18 protein-coding genes and 1 pseudogene are annotated in these 19,379 nt (G+C 73.0%); 8 read left to right on the top strand and 11 right to left on the bottom strand.

All coding sequences use genetic code 11. The features are described 5' to 3' along the window. Nucleotides 1–2 precede the first annotated feature (2 nt). The 3 genes from ACQP2F_RS12655 to ACQP2F_RS12665 are packed head-to-tail and all read right to left on the bottom strand — an operon-like array spanning nucleotide 3 to nucleotide 2,814. Nucleotides 3–509, bottom strand: coding sequence for a hypothetical protein (locus tag ACQP2F_RS12655; protein ID WP_433303668.1), 507 nt, complete (start codon nucleotides 507–509; stop codon nucleotides 3–5). After that, on the bottom strand, nucleotides 506–1,093 hold the full coding sequence (locus ACQP2F_RS12660; protein ID WP_433303670.1) for an RNA polymerase sigma factor: 588 nt from the start codon (nucleotides 1,091–1,093) through the stop codon (nucleotides 506–508). The genes ACQP2F_RS12655 and ACQP2F_RS12660 overlap by 4 nt, the downstream gene beginning before the upstream one ends. Then, nucleotides 1,090–2,814: a S8 family peptidase gene (locus ACQP2F_RS12665; protein ID WP_433303672.1), complete on the bottom strand. Its 1,725-nt coding sequence runs from the start codon at nucleotides 2,812–2,814 to the stop codon at nucleotides 1,090–1,092. Before ACQP2F_RS12665 ends, ACQP2F_RS12660 begins: the two co-directional genes overlap by 4 nt. A gap of 361 nt (nucleotides 2,815–3,175) precedes the next feature. Between ACQP2F_RS12665 and ACQP2F_RS12670 the strand changes: the two genes are divergently transcribed. From ACQP2F_RS12670 to ACQP2F_RS12690, 5 genes are all read left to right on the top strand, one after another. Continuing rightward, nucleotides 3,176–5,173 (top strand): tachylectin-related carbohydrate-binding protein, encoded by a 1,998-nt coding sequence (locus ACQP2F_RS12670; RefSeq protein WP_433303674.1) that lies wholly within the window; start codon nucleotides 3,176–3,178, stop codon nucleotides 5,171–5,173. A 115-nt stretch (nucleotides 5,174–5,288) separates the two neighbouring features. Continuing rightward, on the top strand, nucleotides 5,289–5,867 hold the full coding sequence (locus ACQP2F_RS12675) for an RNA polymerase sigma factor (RefSeq protein ID WP_433303676.1): 579 nt from the start codon (nucleotides 5,289–5,291) through the stop codon (nucleotides 5,865–5,867). Then, nucleotides 5,821–6,612, top strand: a complete 792-nt coding sequence (locus ACQP2F_RS12680; protein WP_433303678.1) for an anti-sigma factor — start codon at nucleotides 5,821–5,823, stop codon at nucleotides 6,610–6,612. Before ACQP2F_RS12675 ends, ACQP2F_RS12680 begins: the two co-directional genes overlap by 47 nt. Nucleotides 6,613–6,695: 83 nt before the next feature. Then, nucleotides 6,696–7,349, top strand: a complete 654-nt coding sequence (locus ACQP2F_RS12685; protein ID WP_433303679.1) for a fasciclin domain-containing protein — start codon at nucleotides 6,696–6,698, stop codon at nucleotides 7,347–7,349. Nucleotides 7,350–7,481: 132 nt separating this feature from the next. Next, entirely contained in the window at nucleotides 7,482–8,501 is a 1,020-nt protein-coding gene (locus tag ACQP2F_RS12690) for a synaptic vesicle VAT-1 family membrane protein (RefSeq protein ID WP_433303681.1), read from the top strand. Between the two features lie 244 nt (nucleotides 8,502–8,745). Here ACQP2F_RS12690 and ACQP2F_RS12695 read toward each other — a convergent pair. Together ACQP2F_RS12695 and ACQP2F_RS12700 are read right to left on the bottom strand one after the other, a co-directional pair. Then, a pseudogene (locus tag ACQP2F_RS12695) lies at nucleotides 8,746–9,864 on the bottom strand (fatty acid desaturase family protein); the annotation flags it as partial. Between the two features lie 10 nt (nucleotides 9,865–9,874). Further along, nucleotides 9,875–10,945, bottom strand: a complete 1,071-nt coding sequence (locus tag ACQP2F_RS12700) for a ferredoxin reductase (RefSeq protein WP_433303683.1) — start codon at nucleotides 10,943–10,945, stop codon at nucleotides 9,875–9,877. A 112-nt stretch (nucleotides 10,946–11,057) separates the two neighbouring features. Between ACQP2F_RS12700 and ACQP2F_RS12705 the strand changes: the two genes are divergently transcribed. After that, nucleotides 11,058–12,251, top strand: coding sequence for a PucR family transcriptional regulator (locus ACQP2F_RS12705; RefSeq protein ID WP_433303685.1), 1,194 nt, complete (start codon nucleotides 11,058–11,060; stop codon nucleotides 12,249–12,251). A 1-nt stretch (nucleotide 12,252) separates the two neighbouring features. On the opposite strand, the gene ACQP2F_RS12710 is transcribed toward ACQP2F_RS12705, so the two are convergent. Further along, complete coding sequence (locus tag ACQP2F_RS12710; RefSeq protein WP_433303687.1) at nucleotides 12,253–12,915, bottom strand: response regulator; 663 nt, start codon at nucleotides 12,913–12,915, stop codon at nucleotides 12,253–12,255. After that, nucleotides 12,903–14,069 carry a sensor histidine kinase gene (locus tag ACQP2F_RS12715; protein ID WP_433303689.1) on the bottom strand — a complete coding sequence of 389 codons (1,167 nt, stop codon included), beginning with the start codon at nucleotides 14,067–14,069 and terminating at the stop codon, nucleotides 12,903–12,905. The genes ACQP2F_RS12710 and ACQP2F_RS12715 overlap by 13 nt, the downstream gene beginning before the upstream one ends. A 109-nt stretch (nucleotides 14,070–14,178) precedes the next feature. Between ACQP2F_RS12715 and ACQP2F_RS12720 the strand changes: the two genes are divergently transcribed. Next, nucleotides 14,179–14,604, top strand: coding sequence for a DUF6069 family protein (locus ACQP2F_RS12720; protein WP_433303691.1), 426 nt, complete (start codon nucleotides 14,179–14,181; stop codon nucleotides 14,602–14,604). 17 nt (nucleotides 14,605–14,621) lie between these two features. Here ACQP2F_RS12720 and ACQP2F_RS12725 read toward each other — a convergent pair whose 3' ends face one another. The 3 genes from ACQP2F_RS12725 to ACQP2F_RS12735 form a co-directional block, all read right to left on the bottom strand. Next, the gene (locus ACQP2F_RS12725; RefSeq protein WP_433303693.1) at nucleotides 14,622–15,455 is read right to left on the bottom strand and encodes a cytochrome c oxidase assembly protein; all 834 of its coding nucleotides are present in this window, start codon (nucleotides 15,453–15,455) and stop codon (nucleotides 14,622–14,624) included. Beyond that, entirely contained in the window at nucleotides 15,452–15,916 is a 465-nt protein-coding gene (locus ACQP2F_RS12730; RefSeq protein ID WP_433303694.1) for a DUF2243 domain-containing protein, read from the bottom strand. Before ACQP2F_RS12730 ends, ACQP2F_RS12725 begins: the two co-directional genes overlap by 4 nt. Nucleotides 15,917–16,007: 91 nt before the next feature. Then, on the bottom strand, nucleotides 16,008–16,334 hold the full coding sequence (locus ACQP2F_RS12735; RefSeq protein ID WP_433303696.1) for an STAS domain-containing protein: 327 nt from the start codon (nucleotides 16,332–16,334) through the stop codon (nucleotides 16,008–16,010). 115 nt (nucleotides 16,335–16,449) lie between these two features. On the opposite strand from ACQP2F_RS12735, the gene ACQP2F_RS12740 reads away from it, so the two are divergent. Next, on the top strand, nucleotides 16,450–16,881 hold the full coding sequence (locus ACQP2F_RS12740; protein WP_433303697.1) for an ATP-binding protein: 432 nt from the start codon (nucleotides 16,450–16,452) through the stop codon (nucleotides 16,879–16,881). Here the strand turns inward: ACQP2F_RS12740 and ACQP2F_RS12745 are convergent. Next, nucleotides 16,868–19,318, bottom strand: a complete 2,451-nt coding sequence (locus ACQP2F_RS12745; protein WP_433303699.1) for a GH36-type glycosyl hydrolase domain-containing protein — start codon at nucleotides 19,316–19,318, stop codon at nucleotides 16,868–16,870. The two genes, ACQP2F_RS12740 and ACQP2F_RS12745, sit on opposite strands and share 14 nt — an antisense overlap. Between the last annotated feature and the right edge of the window lie 61 nt (nucleotides 19,319–19,379).

The following is a 19,379-nucleotide window of genomic DNA, read 5'->3' on the forward strand; positions in this document are numbered from 1 at the left end:
TCCTACAACTCCACCGCCGGGGTGGCGAACAGGTTTCCCGGTCCCGGCGCATGGTCGGCGATGCCCACGAACAGCTGCGCCAGCCCGGCCGGCATCCGCTCGACGACGAACCGTCCCTCCTCGTCGGCGGTGCGGTTCAGCCGGCTCGTCCCGACCCGGACCATGATCCGATGGGCCGCGGGCGGCGCCAGCCAGCCGTCCATCCGGACGGTGTCGTCGGCCACGCCGACGACCCTGATCATGAGGGTGATCAGCGGCGCGGCGAAGGTGAAGATGCGGCTGCGGTCCTCACCCCGTACGCCCGCCTGCAGTGCCGTCTCCTCGACCAGCCGCATCGTCTCGAAGTCGATCTCCTCGAGCGCGACCGCGAACCGGATCCGCTCGACCAGATCGTCGGGCACGGGATCGAGCAGCGAATACAGCTCGGCGACCTCGTCCAGGACCGCGACATCGGTCTCGTCGATGGCGCCGCCGGCGTCCGGCACGGCGGAGGGCGATGACCCGTTCATGGCTGACTCCAGTCTGGTTGGCCCGACAGCAGCGCCCGCAGCTTGGCCAGGCAGCGCCCGCGGGTGGGGCCGATGCTGCCCTTGGGCATGCCGAGAGCGGCGGCGATCGCCGCGTAGTCGGCGCGATCGTGGAACGCGATGACCTGGATGAGCTGCACACAGCGGGGCGGCAGCTGGTTGACCGCCCGCCAGAGGACCCGTTGCCGCTCGTCGGCGAGAAGGGCGTGCTCGACCGGCGGGCTGTCGTCGGTGAGGGGCTCGAACGTCTCGGTGGCGGCGGGCCGGGTGCGGCTCTGGGCGGTGGCGAGGTGGACGGCTTCCCGCCGGGTGACCGTGACCAGCCAGGCGATCAGGGCCTCCGGCGCCCGTACCCGATCGAGGTGGCCCAGCAGCGTGAGCCAGGTCTGCTGGACGACGTCGGCGCAGCTGGCCGCGTCGAGACCGGTCGAGCGGGCGACGCGCCACAGCATCGGCGTGCACTGCACGATCAGCTCGTCGAGGGCGTCCCGGTCGCCGGCCAGCACGTCCCGGAAGAGCCGGGAGTTGCGCTCGGCCTTCTGCGGTGAACCGGCGGTGGTCATCATCGGTCGTCGTCCTCCCGGCCGACCGTGTAACGCGGGTCCGTCCGGACCGCCGTCCACGCCTGACGCGCGCGCTCCGCTCGTGCCGCGGGGTCGCCGTCCCGCTGACCGGCGTCGGGATGGAGGTTCGCGGCGAGACAGCCGGCGATCACCGGGGCCGCGAACGAGGTGCCGCTCCAGACCGCGAACATGCTGGTGAAGTCGTCGGGGTCGAAGGACTGCCGGGAGCCGGCGCCGGTGGGCGGTTCCAGCGCGCCCTGGAACGCCGGGTAGCTGCTGATGACGGCGGCCCCGGAGGCGTAGCAGGTGACCCAGGGCGCCTCGTCGCTGAATCGGGCCGTCGACGTGTTCGGGTTCAGCGCCCCCACGCTGATCGCGGGCGCGGCCGACGGGTCGTCGAGGACCGTGGTCAGCGCGGCCGGGTAGAACTCGCGGCTGGTGGAGAAGTTGCCGGCGGCCATGACCACGATGACCCCGGCCGCCGTCAGCCGTCGCAGCAACGGCTCCAGGTTGGCCGTGACCTGGCGTTCGGCGTCGGTCTCGTGGAAGTACCCGAGCGACAGCGACACGACGTCCACCGGCAGGGTGCCCTGCTCGACCTCGGCGACGATGCTGGTCAGGGCGAAGGTGAGATCGGCCTCGTGCGCGAACCCGTCCGGGTGCATCACGCGTACGGCGTAGATCTGCGCGCCCGGGGCCAGCTGACGGATCAGGCCGGCGATGAACGTGCCGTGGCCGGCATGGGTCGACAGGTCGCCGAGCAGCGGTTCGGCGATCGGTGGAAGATCCCGGAAGTCGCCGATCGGCAACCGGGGCACGCCGTCGACGCCGCCTCCGCGCCGGGCCTCGTCGGTGAGGCGCTGCTGAAGCGAGGGGTCGACGATGACTGCCGCGTTCGGGTCGATCGCGCCCGCCCGCTGGTCGAGCGGCTGGAGCCACGGATGCTCGGGGTCGAACGCGATTCCACTGTCGAGCACCGCCACGACGGGCCGCCGGGTGGCCTCATCGCCCTTCGGCGGGTGGTCGAGGTCGTTCAGCGCCACCGTGACCGGGATCCGGCCGCTCGTGCCGGCGGCCGGCCGGCCGAGCAGGTCGCTCAGGTCCGGGCTGCCGTTGCTGGCCGTGTTCGCGCCGACCAGGCCGGCGCTGCCGCCACCGTCCACGGCCGACCCCACGAGCAGGTGGTCCAGCGTCGTCGCGCCGACCACCTTGCGCACCAGCTCGGCCCGTTCCCGCAGCTCGTCGCGGTCGTTGTCGTCGGCCTCCTCGGCCGCCCGCGCGGTCTCGACGACGCCGGCCCGCAGACGCTGCAGGACGGTCCACGCGTCGACGGCCCGGGCGAGGAACGGGCCGGCGGGGACGATCTCGACCGCCCGGGGCAGCTCGGCGAACGACTCCAGCCGGCCCGACTCGTCGCCCAGCGGCGGCGGTGGCTCGAGGCGTACCCCGAGGTCCTCGAGGAGCCGGTTGAGCGTGCCGGCCGAGTCCGGGCTGATCAGGTTGCCGGGGATGAGCAGGACCCCGTAGCGGTACACGGTCGGGCTCAGCCGCGGCTGCTCCGGCAGTACGGCCGCCTCCGACGGCCGGAGCACCCGCGCCCCGTGGCGCTCGAGGAGCGCCTCCGGGATGAGCGGCAGTGTGAAGCGGCTCAGCGCGCCGGGCTCCGGGTGGTCCGCGTATCCGTCCGGCTCGCCGCGGGACGCCGGGACCAGGATTTTGATCATCACGACTCCTCGAATGGCGGTGCCGGTCGGCCGGCCTGGGCCCTGTCACACCGGATAGAGCGCCGGCCGGGCCCGCCTGATACACCGTGGTGCCGATTTTCGAGTGCGGCCTCATGGTAGGTCAGATCGACGCCGGTCCGCGTCCGCTGCCCGGTCCGGGTTCGCTGACCGGCATGGCGGAGGTCGCGTCATTTGGACCTATCGATAATGCGGCCGACCGTCTAGCCTCGTGGTGCTTGCCAGCGACACGGGGGAGGACTGGCATGACACGGGGATCTCGCATGCGCTCGATTCGGGGCCTGGGCTCGCCGGATACCTCCTGCCCGGGTCATCCGTCGCCCATGCGAAAGGACACCCTTCGATGAACTCGTACGTGGCCCGGTGGCGGCGCGCCGCCGTCGGGCTGGCGGCCGCCCTGACGGCGACCCCCTTGCTGCTCGCCGTCGGCGGGCCGGCCCAGGCGGCCGACACGTTCCAGTGCACCGGCGGCGCGACCCTGCTCGCCGCCGAGACCGGCGGGAAGCTGTGGAAATACCCGTTCACGTCGCCCGGGACGACCAGCAGCAAGCTGGGCACCCGGGTGTCCATCGGGTCCGGCTGGAACACGTACGGCCGGGTGCTCGGCGGGCCGGACGGCCGGGTCTACGGCATCAACTCGACCGGGCTCTGGCGCTACCGGTACAACGGCTCCGGCTGGGACACCGTGAACGGCAGCCAGAAGCTGCAGATCAGCACGAGCTTTACCCAGTACGCGACGGCCTCCTACCGCAACAAGATCACCGTCGACGAGATCGGCGACTTCTACCTGGTCGACGGCAACGGCAAGCTCCGCTGGTACCGGTACGACGAGACGACCCGGCAGTTCACCGTCAACGCCCGGGTGATCGACACCGGCTGGGACCGGTACGACCTGATCGTCGCCGCCGGGCCCGGGGTGCTCTTCGCCCGCACGCCGGCCGGCGAGCTCTACCGCTACCGGTTCGAGCCGGTGAGCCAGCGCTGGCTGACGGTCGGCGCGCGCGTCGGGACCGGCTGGAACGGCTTCACCAAGGGCATCTTCTCGACCGGCGGGGACACCCTGACCGGCATCCAGGCCGACGGCGACCTGATCACCTACCGGTACCGGGAGGACACGAACTCGTGGCCGGTGCTGGCCCGCGACATCGACAACGGCTGGCAGACCTTCGCCAACGCGGGCGCCTTCACCGACACGTGCCGCCTCACCGACCGGCACGTGCCGGCGTCGACCGCCACGCCGGTCGCCCAGTACAGCCCGAGCGCCGTGGTGCAGGGTCCGGCCGGGACGGCCGCCGTCGGGCCGGTCGAATACCTGCACGCCGACAACATCGGGCGGCTGCGTCACGCGTACCAGTCGAATCCGGATGTCTTCAGCTCGGCCCAGTGGACCACGCTGAACACCGATCAGGCCTTCACCGGCAAGCCCGCGGTGGTGGCGAACGGGCAGGGCAACCTGCAGGCCCTGGTCCACAACGCGAACGGCGACATCTGGTCGTTCACCCGCGCGGCGTCGCCGAGCACGACCTGGCAGGCGGGCATCTCGCTGGGTGGCGCGATGCGGTCCGCTCCGGCTCTGGTCAAGCTTTCCGACGGTACGCTGGCGGCCTTCGCCGTGGACGCCAACGGCCAGCTGTGGTACCGGTCGCAGGACGGCACCGCCGGTGACCTGCTCCCGTGGCGCCCGCTCACCGGCGGCGGCACCGGGAACACCGGCGACCCGTACGTGCTGGCCACCTCCGACCAGTCGGCGCTGCTCGTGGTCGCGGACGCGGCCGGCACGCTGCGGACCGCGACGTACCGGGCCGGCGCGCTCTCGGCCTGGACCAGCCTCGGCGGCAGCGGCTTCACCGGCACGCCGTCGATCGTCACGGTCCCGGGCCCGAGCCTGCGGATCTTCGCCCGCACCGCCGACGGGCAGATCGTGACCCAGCGGCAGAACGCCGCCGGCGCGTTCCCCGGCGTCTGGGACGCGGTCGGCGACTTCGTGGCGGCCGGTCCGCCGGCGGCCGTCCTCGACCCGGTGCTGGGCCGGATCGCCGTGGTCGCCCGCGGCGCCGACGGCGAGATCCACCTCGTCTTCGAGACCGCTCAGGGCTCCGGCACGTGGGGCGCCTGGCAGCGCCTCAACCCGGACACCTCCGACCCGGCGGCCACCGACCCGGCGGCCATCCCGTTCACCAACTCGAGCGGGCAGACCTGGCTGATCGCCTTCCGCAACGCCAACGACGCCACCCGGGTCTACGAGCGGACGCAGGTCTCCGGCACCGGCACGAGCCTGCGCAGGTCGGCGGCGGCCCCCGGCTTCATCGAGCGCACGCTGCCGGCGCTGCCGGCCGGGTAACTCCCTCCTTCATCGCGGGGGCCACCGTCCGGTGGCCCCCTCTTTTCGTCCGCACCGCATCCGTCGGCGGGCCGCCGGGCGAAGGAACGAAAAGAGGTGCGCGGGAGGGGGGTTGATGAGCTTCGACGACGAGCTCGCCGAGCGCCTGCGCGGCGGCGACGAGAAGGCGCTCCGGATCGCGTACGACCAGCACGGCTCCGCGGTCCTCTACCTGGCGCAGCGCATGCTGGGCAACCGCGCCGACGCGGAGGACGTCACCCAGGTGACCTTCGTGGCGGCCTGGTCCGGGCGGGACACCTTCGACCCGGGGCGCGGCACGATGCTGAGCTGGCTGCTCGGCATCGCCCGGCGCAAGGCCGTCGACCGGTTGCGCTCGGCGGCGCGCGACGACCGGGTGGCCGAGACGGTACGCGCGCAGGCCGCCCCGCCCGGGGAGTGGGAGCGCCCGGACCGGATCGTCGACCGGCTGGTGATCGCCGACGAGCTCGGCCGGCTGCCCTCGGAGCAGCGCCGCACGCTGGAGTTGGCGTTCTTCGACGACCTGACCCATGCCCAGATCGCGGCGGTCACCGGGCTGCCGCTCGGTACGGTCAAGAGCCACATCCGGCGCGGACTGGCGAACCTGCGACGTCGATGGGAGGTGGACGGTGCCACATCTGGATCCCGACCGGCTGGTTCTTCTCGCGCTTTTTGAGCAGGCCGAGGATCTCGCCGAGGCCGGCCACCTGGCCGGCTGCGCACCGTGCCGCCAGGAGATCGACGCGCTGCGCACGGTCGCCGTCGTCGGCGCGGAGACGCAGGATCTGCGCGACCTGCCGCCGCCGCCCGAGCGAATCTGGCGCCGCATCCAGTACGGCGTGTCCCGGCCCACCGAGCCGGCGGCCCCGCCTGCGGTCCCCTCCGCGGCCGCCTCCTCCTTGCCCGCCTCCTCCGTGCCCGCCTCGGTCGCGCCCGCCTCGGTCGCGGCCGCCGGGGCGCCGGGCCGGTCGCGTCGTCGCTCTCGCCGCGGCTGGCTCGTTCCCGTGCTCGCCGCGGCGGTGGCCGCGGTGCTGGCGGTGACGGGCACGCTCGCGGTCGACCGGTTCCTCCGGCGGCCGCCGCCCGAGCGCGTGACGGCGCGGGCGGTCCTCGCGCCGCTGCCGGAGGTGCCCCCGTCGGCGGCCGGGACGGTCCGGGTGCTGTCCGACGGCGAGATGCGCATCGACGTGCGGAACCTGCCGCTGACGACCGGCTTCCACGAGGTGTGGCTGATCGACCCGGACGACCTGACGAAGATGGTGTCGCTCGGCAACCTGACCGACCGGCCGGAGGCGCTGCTGCCGGTGCCGCCGGGCGTCGACATGAACCGGTACCGCCTGGTCGACGTCAGCGACGAACCGCACGACGGCGACGCCGCCCACTCGGGGCACAGCCTGCTCCGCGGAACTTTGACGAAATAGCTGCATCCAACGGCGGCGATCCGGGCGAAGGACGGGGTGGTGGCGACGACGTCACCGTCCCGTACCGGAAAGGACGCACGAAGATGAGGTTCATCCGACTCGGCCGGCGCGCCGCCGCCGTCGCGACCGCCGCGCTCGTCGCCTCCGCCCTCGCCGCGGCGCCGGCCCAGGCGCACGGAAAGACGAAGCCGCTCGGAACCAAGTCGCTCGCCGCGGTGCTGACCGCCGACAAGAGCGGCTTCGACCGCAACGGCGGCGACTACGACATCCTGACCGCGGCCGTCCTGGCCGTGCTGAAGGCCAAGCCGTCCAGCCCGGTCGGCGTGCTCACCGACGGCAAGACCGCGCTGACCGCGTTCATCCCGAACGACCGCGCCTTCGAGCGGCTGGTCGCCGACATCCAGCACAGCAAGAAGCTGCCGAGCGAGAAGGCGGCGTTCACGGCGGTGGCCGGCCTCGGCATCGACACCGTCGAGTCGGTGCTGCTCTACCACGTCGTGCCGGGCGCCACGATCACCAAGGCCGCGGCCCTCAAGGCCGACGGCGCGTCGCTGAAGACGGCGGCGGGCTCGTCCATCAAGGTCGACGTCTACGGCTACTGCTGGAAGCGCGTGCGCCTGATCGACGCCGACACCAGCGACCGCGACCCGCGGGTCAACCGCTTCGACATCAACAAGGGCAACCGGCAGATCGCCCACGGCATCGACCGGGTGCTGCGCCCGATCGACCTGCCCTGATTCGGCTTCTGATCCAGTGTGACCGGCCGTAATCTCTCCCCCACCCCGTAACTGGGTGGGGGAGAGATTACGGCCCTGCTACGACAATTTTCCGCGGTTGCCCACAGCGTGAAGGGCGCGATACTGATCCCCATGCGCGCGGTCTGGATCACCAAGCCTGGGGGGCCCGAGGTTCTTGCGGTACGCGAGAGCGCCGCACCGGAGCCGGGGCCGGGCGAGGTGCGGATCGCCGTTCGCGCCGCGGGGCTGAACTTCGCGGAGGTCATGGCTCGCCAGGGGCTGTACCCGGACGCGCCGAAGCCGCCCTGCGTCGTGGGCTACGAGGTGGCCGGCGTCGTCGACGCTGTCGGGGCCGGGGCCGAAGGGCTGACGGTCGGGCAGCGGGTGGTTGCCCTGGTGCGGTTCGGTGGGCACGCCGAGGCGGTCTGCGCTCCGGTCGAGCGGGTGCTCCCGATGCCCGACGACCTCGACTTCGTTACCGGGGCCGCGCTGCCGGTCAACTACCTCACGGCGTACCACATGCTGTTTCGGGTGGCGAACCTGCGGCCGGGCGCGCGGGTCCTGGTGCACATGGCCGCCGGTGGGGTCGGGCTCGCGGTGCTGCAGCTGTGCCGCACGGTGCCGGGGGTCGTCACGTTCGGTACGGCGTCGGCGGCCAAGCATGCGGTGCTGCGCGAAGAAGGGTGCACCCACCCGATCGACTACCGCACCGAGGACTACGCGGCGCGGGTGCGCGAGCTGACCGCGGGGGAGGGCGTCGATCTCGTCCTCGATCCGCTCGGCGGGCGCGACTGGAAACGCGGCCTCCGGCTGCTGCGGCCGGTGGGCCAGCTCGTCGCCTACGGCTTCGCCAACCTCAGCGGGGGCGAGCGGCGCAGCCTTCGCCGGGTGGCCGCGCAGTTCACCGGAATGCCGGTGCTGACGCCGTTCTCGATGATGGGCCGCAACCAGACGGTCAGCGGCGTCAACCTCGGTCACCTGTGGAGCCGCTCCGACCTGTTGCGCGAGGAGCTGATCGCCCTGCTGGGACTGTGGAGCTCGGGCGCGATCCGGCCGCGCATCGACGGCGTCTTTCCCTTCGGCGAGGCGGCGGCGGCGCACCGCCGGCTGAGCGAGCGCCGCAACGTCGGCAAGGTCGTGCTCGTGCCCTGAGCGATCAGCTCTCGACGGCGGCCACGACGGCGGCGGTGGCCGCCACGGCCACGGCCGCGGCTGCCGCGGCGACCGCGGGTGCCTTCGCGCGGCGCCAGCGGCCGGCGCGGGCCCGGGCGGAGGCGCGGGCCGGCGCGGAGACGGCGGCCGAGGCGGAGACGGCGGCCGGGGCGGAGACGGCGGCCGAGGTGGCGACGGGGGCCGAGGTGGAGACGAGGGGCGAGGTGGAGACAGGGGACGAGGCCGCCGGTGCAGGCTGGTGTGCGGGCTCCTCGCGGCGGTTGGGCAGCGACAGGCGGAAGACCTTGAACCAGGCGGACGCCACCTGCTTGGGCAGCGGACCACTGGTGTAGCTCAACCCGTACCGGCGGAAGAGATCTTGGATCTTGGGGGCGATCTCGCGGTAGCGGTTGCTGGGCATGTCGGGGAACAGGTGGTGCTCGATCTGGTGGGAGAGGTTGCCGGTCATCAGGTGCACGGCCGGGCTGCCGCTGATGTTGGCCGAGCCGAGCATCTGCCGCAGGTACCACTCGCCGCGGGTCTCGCCCTCGATGGAGGTCTTCTCGAAGGTCTCGACGCCGTTCGGGAAGTGGCCGCACATGATGACCGAGTGGCTCCACAGGTTGCGGATCAGGTTGGCCGTGGCGTTGGCCGCGACGGTGTGCAGGAACGACGGGCCGGACAGCGCCGGGTGCACGACGTAGTCCTTCAGCACCTGCTTGGTGATCTTGCGGCGGACCTGCTTCAGGGCGGCGCGGAACTTCGGGTCCCGGCGGCGCTCCTTGCTGGCCAGATTCTCACCCAGCTCGAGGTCGTACGCGGCGATGCCGTACTCGAAGAAGCATGCGTTGATGAAGTTCCACAGCGGCTGGCCGAGGTGCATGGGATGCCACGGCTGGCCCTCGTCGACGCGCATGATGCCGTAACCGAGGTCGTTGTCGCGGCCGAGCACGTTGGTGTACTTGTGGTGCAGCTCGTTGTGCGAGCGTTTCCACTGCTCGGCGGGGGTGGCGTGGTCCCACTCCCACCTGGTCGAGTGGATCTTCGGGTCCCGCATCCAGTCCCACTGGCCGTGCAGGATGTTGTGGCCGATCTCCATGTTCTCGAGGATCTTGGCGATCGACAGCCCGGCGGTGCCGAGCAGCCAGGCCGGCGGGAAGAGGGAGAACAGCAGCACCCCGCGGCTGCCGAGCTCGAGCCCCCGCTGCCAGCCGATCACCCGCCGGATGTACGCGGCGTCCCGCTCCCCGCGGCTCGCCATCACCTCGTCCCGGATGGCGTCGAGCTCGATCCCGATCTGCTCGATGTCCTCGGGCGTGAGGTGGGCGATCGGGTTGGATTCCTTGCGCTGGATCGTGGTCAAAGCGGGGTCCTCAGCAATCGATGGTGCAGGGGCCGGCGGCGGCCGAGATGCAGGTCTGTACGGGGATGTTGTCGCCCGGCTCGGCGACGGTGAGCCGCCCGTCGCGCAGGTCGCGGACGGCGCCCTGGCGCAGCGGCAGCACGCAGCTGAAGCAGATGCCCATCCGGCAGCCGGACGGCATCAGCACGCCGGCCGCCTCGCCGGAGTCGAGCAGCGGCTCCGAGCCGTCCGTCTCGACCACGGCGCCCGACGCGGCGAAGGTGACCGTGCCGCCGCCGTCGCCGCTGATCAGCACCGGGCGGAATCGCTCGGTCCGCAGCCGGTCGGTGGCCTCGGCGTCGGCCCAGTGGGTCTCCAGGTCGTCGAGCATCTCGTTGGGGCCGCACGCCCAGGCGTGGCGCTCGAAGAGATCGGGCACCAGCTCGGTGAGGTCGGCGGGCTTGATCCGGCCGTCGGCCCGGGTGTGCCGCTCGATCAGGCGGATCCGGCCGCTCGCGGCCAGCGCCCGCAGCTCGGCGCCGAAGACGACGGCCTCGCGGGTCGCCGCCGAGTGCACGACGACGACGTCGGCGAGCTCGTGCAGGGCACTGCGCAGCATGCCCATGACCGGGGTGATGCCGCTGCCGGCGGTGACGAAGAGGGCCTTCGCCGGCCGGGGCGTGCCGAGTCGGAACTCCCCGGCCGGCGGGTCGAGATGCACGAGCATGCCGCGCCGGGCACGGTGGACGAGGTGGGTGCTGACCACGCCGCCGGGCACCGCGTTCACGGTGATGGTGATCCGGCCGTCGGGGCGCGCCGGCGGGCTGGTGATCGAGTAGGAGCGCCACAGCCGTACGCCGTCGACGTCCACGCCGACCCGCACGTATTGCCCGGGCTCGTGCGGCACCCAGCCGCGGCCCGGCCGCAGCAGCAGGCTGGCGCTGGTCGCCGTCTCTGGCCGCACCGCGTCGATCTTGGCGCGGAGCACCCGCGGATTGCGGAGCGGAGCGATCACGTCGAGGTAATCGGCGGGCACCACCGGCGTGGTGATCAGTTCGACCACGCGCCAGGCGCCCGTCCGGACGGAGTTGAGGACGGCCACATCACAAGTTTGCTGCGTCTCGGGAATATAATCCCTACCCGCCGAAGTGAATCAAACCGTAGTCTTTGTTCGCCGCGAACAAGCTACGGCGTTTAAACCGAGAGTAATCGTCGTGACCGAGCCGCTTCCCGACATTCTGAGCTTCCGCCTGTCACCGCAGGTCGTGGCGCCGCTGCAGGACCGGCTGCCGCACGTCGCCACCCAGACCATCGACGCGATCATGACCGAGGTGCCCGCGTACGCGGAGGCGTTCGCCGGCGACCTGGGCGCCAAGATCGAGCGGGCGGTACGCGCCGCGCTCGGCACCTTCCTCGGGCTGGTGTCCCGCGACGACGGTCCCGAGCAGCAGTCCCCGCTGGCCCCGGCGCTGGAGGCGGCGTACGCGCTGGGCCGCGGCGAGGCCCGCAGCGGCCGGACTCTCGACGCGCTGCTCGGCGCCTACCGGGTCGGCGCCCGCGTCGCCTGGCACGAGCTCGCCGCGGCCAGCGTCGCCGCCGGGCAGCCGGCCGCCACCATCGCGCACTTCGCCGAGCTGGTCTTCGCCTACATCGACGAGCTCTCGGCGGCCAGCGTCGCCGGGCACGCCGACGAGCTGGCCTCCTCCGGCCGTGACCGCCTGCGCCGCCTGGAGCAGCTCGCCCAGGCCCTGCTCGCCGGCGAGGCCGAGCACAAGGTGACGGCCGCCGCCCGCCGCGCCGACTGGCCGCCGCCGCGCACGCTGACCGCCGTTCTGGTCCCCGAGCACGCCGCCCGCGCGGTGGTGGACCTGCTCGACCGGCGCACGCTGCGGCTGAACGAGGCCGGTCCGGAACTGCCGGAGTTCTCGGCGCTGCTGGTGCCGGACGCCGACGGCGGCTCCCGGGCCGCGGTGCTGGGCCTGCTGCGCGGCCAGCGCGCGGTGGCCGGTCCGACGCGGCCGTGGCTGCGGGTCCGGGAGTCGTTCGACCGGGCGGTACGCACGCTGCGGCTGCCCGGGCTGCCCGCCAAGGACGTCGTCGACACCGAGGACCACCTGGCCACGCTGGTGCTGACCGCCGACCCGCAGGCCCTGGCCGATCTGCGCGCGCGGGTGCTGGAGCCGTTGTCGGCCGCCCGCGACCTGTCGGCGGCCAAGCTGGCCGAGACCCTGCGCAGCTGGTTGCGGCACCAGGGCCGGCGCGAGGAGGTGGCCGCGGAGCTGTTCATCCATCCGCAGACCGTGCGCTACCGGATGACCCGGCTGCGTCAGCTGTACGGCGACCGGCTGCGCGACCCCGAGTGGATCTCCGCCCTGACGATCGCGCTGGCCGCGCCGCCGGAGGTTTAGTTCAGGCGAGACCGGCGTCGTGCGCGAGCAGCGCGATCTGGGTGCGGTTGTCGAGCCCGAGCTTGGTCAGGATGTGCGAGACGTGGGTCTTGACCGTGGCCAGCGTCATCTGCAGCGCCTCGGCGATGTCGGTGTTGCCGTACCCCTGGGCGATCGCCACGACGACGTCGTGCTCGCGCGGGCTGAGCGCGGCGAGCTTGGCCCGGGCCCGCGCGTAGGCGTCGGCCTGGACCGCCACCCGGTCGATCAGGCGGCGGGTGACCCGGGGCGAGAGGATCGGCTCGCCCGCCGCCACCTGCCGGACGGCCTCGGCGATCCGGGCCGGCGGGGTGTCCTTGAGCAGGAAGCCGCTGGCCCCGGCGCGCAGCGCGTGCAGGATGTTCTCGTCGCTGTCGAACGTGGTGAGCATGATGACCTCGGGCGGGCGCGGGCGCGCCCGCAGGCGGCGGGTCGCAGTGACCCCGTCGACCCGGGGCATCCGCAGGTCCATCAGCACGACGTCGGGGGAGTGCGCGTCGGTGGCGGCCGGCACCTCGGCGCCGTCGGACGCCTCGCCGACGACCGCGATGCCCGGCGCGCCGTCGAGCATCATGGTCAGCGCGGCCCGGACCAGGGCGTCGTCGTCGACCACCAGCACGCGTACGGGCGGGGTCATGCCGGCCATGGTAGCGACGCGTGCAGCCGGAACTCGCCTTCGACGGCCTGGTGGTCGAGGCGCCCGCCGGCCAGGTGCACCCGCTCGGTCAGCCCGGCCAGCCCGGCGCCGCCGGACCAGGCGGACGGCGCCGCGCGTTCCGGCGCCAGCTCGTTGCGGACGTCGATCTCCAGCCCGGTGCCGGGCCCGCCGCGCACGTCGACCCGAACCGGCCGGCCGGCGGCGTGCTTGCGGGCGTTGGTCAGGCTTTCCTGGATCACCCGGTACGCCGTGCGGGCCACCGTCGGCGGCGCCTCGGCCGGGTCGTCCACCGCCTGCCGCAGCAGCACCTCGGCGCCGGCGTCGCGGGACTCCTCGACCAGGCGCGGCACGTCGGCGAGCACCGGCTGCGGCCGGACGCTCTCGCCGCCCGCCGGCTCGTCGCGCAGCAGCGAGATCACCTCCCGCAGCTCGTCGAGCGCCTGGTGCACGCCGTCACGGACGATCCCGGCCGCCCGCGACAGCTGCTCGGGCGAGGAGTCCGGCCGGTACTCCATCGCGCCGGCGAACGTGGCCACCAGCGACAGCCGGTGCGCGAGCACGTCGTGCATCTCGTGGGCGATCTGGCGACGCTCCAGCATGCGCGCCTCGGCCACCCGGCGCGCCTGCTCGGCCTCGGCCCGGCGGGCCCGCTCGTGCAGCGACCGGATCAGCGCCTCGCGAGCCTGCGCCCAGGCGCCCCAGCCGAGCAGGGCGCCGTAACCGGCCGTCACCAGCGCCAGCCACCAGCCGTACGACAGGCCGCCGGGCGACCGCCACGCGCCCTGCACGGCGTGCGCGGCCACCCCGGCCGCCGCGATCGCCGCCGCGACCGGGAAGCGGCCCCGGCGGGCCACCTGCAGCGCGCCGATCGTGGCCGGCGCGGTGGCGGCCGGTGACAGCGCGGCGAGCACGGTCGCCACGGCCGAGGCGGCGACCGGCCGCCGCCGCATCAGCAGCATCGTGAGCCAGCCCAGCACGCCGGCCGCGATGTCGAGCGCCAGCAGCGGGCCGGGCGGCCGGTCGCTCCACCGGCCGACGATCGTCATCGCGGTCAGCACGCCGGAGGCGCCGAGCAGCAGGGCGAGGGAGGCGGCCCGGGGGCGCTGTTCGCAGTCCTCGGGCGTGGACGGCACGCTGGTCACGACGTGAGGCTAACCGGCGGTCGTCCGCGGCCGACACCATCGAAAGTTGGTGGTCGTCGCGTCCGCGGACCGATGTGCGCGGGCGTCCGGCTCATCGATGCTCATCGGCATGACGAACGAGACGCGGCAAGCCCCGACCACCAAGACCACCGCACGGCGTACGCGCCGGGCCGTCACCGTCGCCGCCGGAGCGGCCGGCGCGCTGCTGGTCTGGACGGTCGCCGATGCCCTGGCCGGGGTCGACGTCGCCGTCCGGCAGGGCGGCGCCGTCCAGCGCATCGGCCCAGTCGCGGTCGTGGTCACCGCGCTGATCGCCGGGCTGGCCGCGTGGGCCCTGCTCGCACTGCTGGAGCGCACGACCGGGCGCGCCGTCCGGACGTACCGGATCATCGCCTCGGTGGTGTTGATCTTCTCGCTGGCCGGGCCGCTGGGGAGCGGGGAGGGCGCGGGGAGCCGGATGGCGCTGCTCGGCATGCACCTGGTGGTGGGCGTGGTGTTGATCGCCCTGCTGCCCGGCCGGCGGACTCGGCGCTGAGCCGGCCGCCCGCGGCCTCAGTTCGGGCGGGCGGGGAGGCGGTCCGCGTCCGGCAGGCGCCAGGGCACGCGCGGCGGCGGGACGCTGGGGATCCGGGGAGCCGCTGTTCCGGGCCGCCGGTGGGGATCGGCGGCGCGGTACCACTGCCGGGCGAAGACGACGATGAGCACGGCATCGGCGAGGTCCCCGCCGTAATACATGAGCTGGGCGCCGGCGGGACCGCCGAGGACGCCGGCCGGCGGGTGGGCGTAGAGGTACTTGGCGAGGATCGCGTGGGCGGCCAGGAAGGCGATCAGGACGGCGGCCCGCGTTCGCGGGCCCGGCCGGTGCGGGGCCGGGTCCACTCCGGTCACGGCGGCGGTGAACAGGTATCCCGCGACGATGACGTGGACCTGGGCCGCCAGGTGCACCCACGGGTACTCGGCCGTCGCCCGGTAGAGGCCGGTGGCGTAGAGCGCCCACAGGCCGCCGGCATTCAGGCCGGCGGCCGTCACCGGATGCGTCGCCAGCCGCGCCGGCCCGCTCGCCAGCACGTGCGAAAGCACGCGGGCGTGGGGCGCGGGCAGGGCGCGCAGGGTCAGCGTCACCGGCGCGGCGAGCACGAGGAGCAGCGGCGCCGCCATGCCGAGCAGGAGATGCCCGGCCGCGTGCGCGACGAAGTAGTGATGCGCGGCCCGGGGAAGCGGACCGGTCACCGTGATCGCCGCCGTGGCGAGGCCGGCGATCCAGCAGGCGGTCCGCCCGGCCGGCCACCAGCGGCCGCGCCGCCGGGCCGCGAGGACGCCGAGCGGATAGAGGACACCGGCCGCGAGCAGGGCGGCCGGGGCGATCCCACCCGGCGTGACGGTCATCGGTCACGGCGGGAAGCTCGGACCAGCAGCACCGCGCCGGCGACGATCAGCACGGCGGCGACGATGTTCCAGGTCCAGTCGTAGGGCGCGACCGCGACGTGGTAACGGATCTGGTGCAGCCGCAGGAGCTTGTGCTGGACCGTGCCGTCGTAGAGCTGGAAGCCGCCGGCGCCGAGCAGGAGGCCGCCCCACCAGAGCGGGGCCCGGAAGGCGGCCCGGCGGCGCAGGTCGGCCAGCAGGAACAGGGCCGCGATGGTGGCGAACCAGCTGACGGCGTGGAACAGGCCGTCCGAGACCAGCCCGGCCGCCGGCGTGGACTTGTCGTAGAAGTGGTGCCAGTGCAGCAGCTGGTGGAAGACCGTCTCGTCGACGAAGGCGGCGACGCCCAGACCGAGCAGCACGCCGGAGAGCACGCTACGGCCTCCGGCGGCCTCCCGGGCGCGCGGTGCATCGACGGACATGACGGCCTCCCGGGGTCCAGGAACCGCCGGGTTCCCTGGCGCCCGGGCGATAAACGCCGGGATCGGCAAACGCCGGGGCGATGAACCCCGGTCAGCGGACCGGGGTGTCGTCCATCAGGATGCCGTCGAGGTGGGCGATCTCGAGGACCATCCGGACCATCGCGGCCGGCTCGCGCAACGCCAGCCGGGCGCCCCGGGCGGCGGCCGCCCGGTGGGCGGCGACCAGGACGCCGATGCCGCTCGAGTCGAGGAACGTCACCGCGCTCATGTCGATGTCGATCCGGGCGACGTGCTGCTGGCTGTCGAGCACGTTGCGGAGCACCGTGCGCAGCACGTCGACCGTCTCGAGGCTGATGTCGCCCTCGGGCACGACGGTGACCCGGTCGGCCTTGCGCTCGATCCGATACTCCAAGGACATCGCTCACTCCGGTGCTCGGGGGGACGATCGATCGTCGGGCCGTACCCCGCGCCGTCGCGGATCAAACGGTCCGGTGGGATGAATGATCTGACATGAGGTGGGAAATTAGCCTGACATGACGGGGTGGAAGGTGTGGCGCCCGCCGCCGGTGGACGAGCAGATCGCGACCTGGACAATCGAGGAGCCGCCCGGATTGCAGACGTTGCGGGACGCATTGCGCCGGGCGGTGGCGAACCGGGCCGAGCTCGGCGCGGACGATGCCGACGAGCTGGCCGATCTGCTCGGGATCGTGGCCACCGAGCTGGCCGGCAACGCCCTGCGGCACGGCCGGTCGCGCGCCGTCGTCGCCCTGCTGCGCGCCGACGGGCACCTGGTGCTCGACGTGGTCGACGACGACCCGCAGGCGGCGCCGGTGGTCGAGCACCGCCCGGCCGGCGCCGGCGGGCTGGGCCTGCTGCTGACCGAGCGGCTGGCGCAGGCCGTCGGCTGGTACCGCACCGACACCGCCAAGCACGTATGGGCCATGTTCCCGCTCAGTCTGCGATGACGGCCTCCACCCGGACGGTCGCGCCGCGTTCGGCCGGTGGCACCACCGCGCCGTCGATGCGGTCGCCGTCCACGATCAGGTAGGCGACGCGGCCGGTCGCGCCGGGCGTCCTGCGGACGGAGATGTCGTAGGTGGCGCCCCGGAACGACCGGGTGGCGCGGAAGCCGGGCCAGTCCGACGGCAGCACCGGGTCGATACGCAGGCCGGTCAGCTCCGGCCGGATGCCGAGGATCCACTGCGTGATCGCGACGAAGTTCCACGCCGCGGTGCCGGTCAGCCACGAGTTCTTGGCCTCGCCGTGGGTCGGGGCGTCCCGGCCGGCGATCATCTGCGCGTACACGTACGGCTCGCAGCGGTGCACGTCGCTGATCGCCTCCCGGACCGACGGGTTGATCCGCCGGTAGTAGTCGAGCGCGCGGTCGCCGTTGCCGGCCATCGCCTCGGCGATCATGATCCAGGGGTTGGTGTGGCAGAAGATGCCGGCGTTCTCCTTGTAGCCGGGCGGGTAGGAGGAGATCTCGCCGAGCTCGATCCGGTACGACGAGTACGCCGGCTGCTGCAGGATGATGCCGTGCGGGGTGGCCAGGCGCTCGGCCACGCTCTCCAGTGCCCGCCCGGCCAGCCCGTCGTCGACGCCCACCCCGGCGAGCACGCACATGCCCTGCGGTTCGATGAAGATCTGACCCTCGTCGTCCTCGCTCGAGCCGATCGGGCGGCCGTCGAAGTCGTACGCCCGCCGGAACCAGGCGCCGTCCCACCCGTGCTCGATGATCACCGCGGTCATCTTCTCCGCCGCCGCGCGGTACTCGGCCGCCTCGCCGCCCAGCCCGCGCAGGTCGGCGATCGCGGCCAGCTCCTTGGCCGCCAGCACGAACTGCCCGGCGATGAAGACCGACTCGGCCGATCCGCCGCTGACGTTCTCGGTGGTCTGGAACGGCTCGCCCGGGGTGTCGGAGAAGCAGTTCAGGTTCAGGCAGTCGTTCCAGTCGGCCCGCCCGATCAGCGGCAACCCGTGCGGGCCGAGCCGCTGCTGGGTGTAGCGCAGCGAGCGGCGCAGGTGCTCGTACAGCGGCGCCTCGCTGCCGGGCGCGTTGTCGAAGGGCACCGGCTCGTTCAGGATCGTGGTGTCGCCGGTCTCCTTGACGTACGCCGAGACGCCGAGCACCAGCCACAGCGGGTCGTCGTTGAAGCCGTCGCCGATGTCGTTGTTCCCGCGCTTGGTCAGCGGCTGGTACTGGTGGTACGCCCCGCCGGTCGCCATCTGGGTCGCCGCGATGTCGAGGATCCGCTCCCGCGCCCGGCCCGGGATCATGTGGACGAAGCCGAGCAGGTCCTGGTTGGAGTCGCGGAAACCCATGCCCCGGCCGATACCGGACTCGTAGAAGGACGCCGACCGGCTGAGGTTGAAGGTCACCATGCACTGGTACGCGTTCCAGATGTTCACCATCCGGTCGGTGTCCGCGTCCGGCGTCGTCACCCGCAGGCCGCCGAGCAGGCTCTCCCAGTAGTCGCCGAGCGCCGCGAACCCCTCGGCCACGGTCGCCGGTCGCAGCCAGCGCTCGATGACCGGGCGTACGTGCCGCTTGGTGAGGATCTGCGAGCCGGGCGGGTCGAACTTGTCGTCGCGCGGGTTCTCGGCGTACCCGAGCACGAAGATCACCTCGCGGCTCTCCCCGGGCGCGAGCCCGAGCCGCACGTGGTGGCTGCCCATCGGCGCCCAGCCGTACGCCACCGAATCGAAGGCCTCCCCGCGCTCGACCGCGACCGGTGCGTCCCAGCCGCGATAGGCGCCGAGGAAGGTGTCGCGCTGGGTGTCGAAGCCGGCCAGCGGCTCGGAGCAGGCGAAGTAGGCGAAATGGTCGCGCCGCTCGCGGTACTCGGTCTTGTGGTAGATCACCCCGTCGGCCACCTCGACCTGGCCGGTGGAGAAGTTGCGCTGGAAGTTGGTGGCGTCGTCCTGCGCGTCCCACAGGCAGAACTCGACCGACGAGAAGAGCGAGAGCTCGGCCGCCGTCCCGCGGTCGTTGGTGACCCGGACCCGCCACACCTCGAGGGTCTCGCCGAGCGGCACGAAGTAGAGCGTCTCGGCGCGGATCCCGTTGCGGGCGGCGGCGATCCGGGTGTACGACAGGCCGTGCCGGCACTCGTACTCGTCCAGCGAGCCGCGCGTCGGCTGCCACGACGGCGACCAGAAGTCACCGGTGGCGTCGTCCCGCACGTAGAGGTAGCGCCCGCCCACGTCGAACGGCGCGTTGTTGTACCGGTACCGGGTCAGGCGGCGCAGCTTGGCGTCGCGGTAGAACGAGTACCCGCCGGCGGTGTTCGAGACGATGCCGAAGTACTCGTCGGTGCCCAGGTAGTTGATCCAGGGCAGCGGGGTGTCGGGCCGGTCGATGACGTACTCGCGCCGCTCGTCGTCGAAGTGTCCGTACTTCACGAGGTCCTCCATTTTGGGAGCGCTCCCGAAATGCTAGCTTGAACATCGGCTCTGGTCGATC

The sequence above is a fragment of the Actinoplanes sp. CA-030573 genome (genome assembly GCF_050951115.1).
In the GTDB taxonomy this organism is placed as follows: domain Bacteria; phylum Actinomycetota; class Actinomycetes; order Mycobacteriales; family Micromonosporaceae; genus Actinoplanes.

What these genes read in the sequence shown, in the direction of transcription:
- ACQP2F_RS12655 (WP_433303668.1), bottom strand. Translation starts at nt 509, where the DNA reads ATGAACGGGTCATCGCCCTCCGCCGTGCCGGACGCCGGCGGCGCCATC.
- ACQP2F_RS12660 (WP_433303670.1), bottom strand. Translation starts at nt 1,093, where the DNA reads ATGATGACCACCGCCGGTTCACCGCAGAAGGCCGAGCGCAACTCCCGG.
- ACQP2F_RS12665 (WP_433303672.1), bottom strand. Translation starts at nt 2,814, where the DNA reads ATGATCAAAATCCTGGTCCCGGCGTCCCGCGGCGAGCCGGACGGATAC.
- ACQP2F_RS12670 (WP_433303674.1), top strand. Translation starts at nt 3,176, where the DNA reads ATGAACTCGTACGTGGCCCGGTGGCGGCGCGCCGCCGTCGGGCTGGCG.
- ACQP2F_RS12675 (WP_433303676.1), top strand. Translation starts at nt 5,289, where the DNA reads ATGAGCTTCGACGACGAGCTCGCCGAGCGCCTGCGCGGCGGCGACGAG.
- ACQP2F_RS12685 (WP_433303679.1), top strand. Translation starts at nt 6,696, where the DNA reads ATGAGGTTCATCCGACTCGGCCGGCGCGCCGCCGCCGTCGCGACCGCC.
- ACQP2F_RS12690 (WP_433303681.1), top strand. Translation starts at nt 7,482, where the DNA reads ATGCGCGCGGTCTGGATCACCAAGCCTGGGGGGCCCGAGGTTCTTGCG.
- ACQP2F_RS12710 (WP_433303687.1), bottom strand. Translation starts at nt 12,915, where the DNA reads ATGGCCGGCATGACCCCGCCCGTACGCGTGCTGGTGGTCGACGACGAC.
- ACQP2F_RS12720 (WP_433303691.1), top strand. Translation starts at nt 14,179, where the DNA reads ATGACGAACGAGACGCGGCAAGCCCCGACCACCAAGACCACCGCACGG.
- ACQP2F_RS12725 (WP_433303693.1), bottom strand. Translation starts at nt 15,455, where the DNA reads ATGACCGTCACGCCGGGTGGGATCGCCCCGGCCGCCCTGCTCGCGGCC.
- ACQP2F_RS12730 (WP_433303694.1), bottom strand. Translation starts at nt 15,916, where the DNA reads ATGTCCGTCGATGCACCGCGCGCCCGGGAGGCCGCCGGAGGCCGTAGC.
- ACQP2F_RS12735 (WP_433303696.1), bottom strand. Translation starts at nt 16,334, where the DNA reads ATGTCCTTGGAGTATCGGATCGAGCGCAAGGCCGACCGGGTCACCGTC.
- ACQP2F_RS12740 (WP_433303697.1), top strand. Translation starts at nt 16,450, where the DNA reads ATGACGGGGTGGAAGGTGTGGCGCCCGCCGCCGGTGGACGAGCAGATC.